This window comes from Polaribacter sp. Asnod1-A03 (assembly GCF_045063585.1).
Taxonomy (GTDB): domain Bacteria; phylum Bacteroidota; class Bacteroidia; order Flavobacteriales; family Flavobacteriaceae; genus Polaribacter.
In genome coordinates this window covers 1-2,306 of sequence record NZ_JBEFOE010000005.1, presented here as the reverse complement: position 1 = coordinate 2,306, position 2,306 = coordinate 1, and the positions used below count along the sequence as shown (strand labels likewise).

General features: G+C 27.1%; 2 protein-coding genes. Both read left to right on the top strand.

Translation table 11 applies throughout. The annotated features are described in order from the left end of the window. The first annotated feature begins 186 nt into the window (after positions 1–186). Positions 187–936, top strand: a complete 750-nt coding sequence (locus ACJJVY_RS00080) for a DUF3800 domain-containing protein (protein ID WP_405603887.1) — start codon at positions 187–189, stop codon at positions 934–936. An 11-nt stretch (positions 937–947) separates the two neighbouring features. Continuing rightward, positions 948–2,096, top strand: a complete 1,149-nt coding sequence (locus tag ACJJVY_RS00075) for a reverse transcriptase family protein (protein WP_405603885.1) — start codon at positions 948–950, stop codon at positions 2,094–2,096. Positions 2,097–2,306 lie beyond the last annotated feature (210 nt).

Below are 2,306 nucleotides of genomic sequence, written 5' to 3'. Positions count from 1 at the left end.
GCACTATGTACAACACCGTATAAAAATAATCGCGGTTTAGTGCTTAATCAAAGGTCGTTGCGTGTTTGTAACGTCTGATTTTCCTGCGGAAAATCCTCGCATACAAACCCGCAACTATTCTTATACAAACACGTTAGGGGTAATTAACCAGATGATTTATAAGTATGAAATTATACGAAAAAATAAATGAAAACGACTTCAAAAAAAACTAATTACTTTTACATTGATGAATCTGGAAGTATAGGCAACAATTCAAAAATTTTTATTCACGGATGTATTAAAACTGATTCTCCAAATACAATAAGTAATGCTCTCGAAAAATTAAAAAGCGAACTAATTGATAATTTATACTATCAAGAATTTTCAGAAAGGATAAAAAAGGAAGGATTTCATGCTACTGAGAATAATATGGATATGAGAGCAGACGTTTACAAATTACTACCTCTTTTAGATTACAGATCTTATTTTGTTATTTTAAATAAAGAAACTGAATATTTTAAAAATTTAGAAAATAAAGAAGAATTTGAAATATTCTCATTTTCATTAAGAAAATTGTTAATGGATAGAATTATAAAAAATAAAGGAGATAAGAATATATTTATTTTTGAAACAATAAAAATATCGAAAAAACCATTGAATTTAATCCTAGAAGAAATATTTAAAACTCTAGATAAAAGTCATGACTGTGAATATCAAATCGTAGGAAAAGATGAATTGAATATGGGGATTATTGATTATTTAAATTTTGTTTTTTATCATTTATTAACAAAAGATAAAATAATGGAAAGAATGAAGCAAAATTTTGATATCTTAGCTCCTAAGATTGCTGTAATTAATTTCCTCCATACTAATGTCTATTTAAGTAGAAAGAAAAAACAAGAATTTCAAGTCAGTTTTGATAATTTAAATAAAGAGTTTAGTGAGCGGTCAAGGTAATTCAATCGGATATGATTTCGTATTCGGATTATGACATTACTATCTATCTTACCTTGTCGCTCACTTCTATTAAAAATTCTATGACTCATCAATCAATAAAAAATATAACTCAATTAGCTAATTATTTAAGGTGTAATTTAACTTTTCTTGAAAATGCTATTAGTAAAGAATACAATATTATTGAGAGTACAGAAAATAATAAACCTTCCGATGATTACATCATTAAAGAAAATAATGAAATATATATTGACAAATTTTACATTAAAAAGAAAGGTAAGACAGCAGGTTTTAGAGGAGTTCATTCCATTTCAGACTTTCAACTTGAGAGTACTTTAAAAATTTTAAATAATTATTTATCTACTATATTTTTAGCTGAAGATTGTGTACATGGTTTTATTAAAGGAAGAAGTACAAAGACAAATGCAAAACCACATTTAGCAAAAAACATTCTTCTTTCATTAGATATAAAAAACTATTTTGAATCAATTTCTGTAGACATGATATCAGAAAGTCTAACGTCTTTAGGATTCCAAAGAAATATTGCTGAGAACATATCAAATCTAGTTACAATTAATGGCCATTTAGTACAAGGTTTCTGTACTAGTCCAACAATTGCAAATATTGTTACCGACTCATTCGATAAAGAAATGATTAAGTTATGTGGTGAAAACGTAGCTTATACTAGGTATGCAGATGATTTAAGCTTATCCTCTGACAAATATGTTCCTGAAGTAAATGTAATTGAAGACTTGATGCTCAAACATGGATTTGAACTGAATAAAAAAAAGACAAATAAAGCAAAACGAGGTCATTACCAATTTGTAACTGGACTTACAATATTTGATAAAAAAACCCCTAGAATACCAAAAAAAATAAAAAGAAATATAAAGCTAGAAGTTCATTGTATTAGTAAATTAGGCTATAAAAAACATGCCATAAGAAGGTTGAAAAATTCAAATGTTAATTATGATTATAAATCTCCCGAATTTCAGCACGAAATTAACGAGGAAATTATAAAAACACAACACAGACTTTTTGGTTGGATTCACTACATAATGTCAGTTGAACCAATTTTCGGAAAAAAAATGTATGATATTTTAATCAAATCAAAAAGAGAATACATTACAAAAGAAATGTATTTGAGATATTATAACTTATAGAATATAACTACCCCTAACACCGTGTAAAAAAAATTGCTGGTAAAAGTATACTTACGAAAATCCTCGCGGATTTTCTTGGTTCGTGTTTTATTTACTAACTTTATTGCTTAAACTACGCAACTTTCCTTACACAACAACGTTGTGCGTCATTTTGACCCGTCCTGAATAAAGGCTACATAATTTTAAACATTATGTACAAAAATGACAAAG

Bases quoted from the DNA above. Each gene is read 5' to 3' on its own strand.
- ACJJVY_RS00080 (WP_405603887.1), top strand. From the start codon at position 187: ATGAAAACGACTTCAAAAAAAACTAATTACTTTTACATTGATGAATCT.
- ACJJVY_RS00075 (WP_405603885.1), top strand. From the start codon at position 948: ATGATTTCGTATTCGGATTATGACATTACTATCTATCTTACCTTGTCG.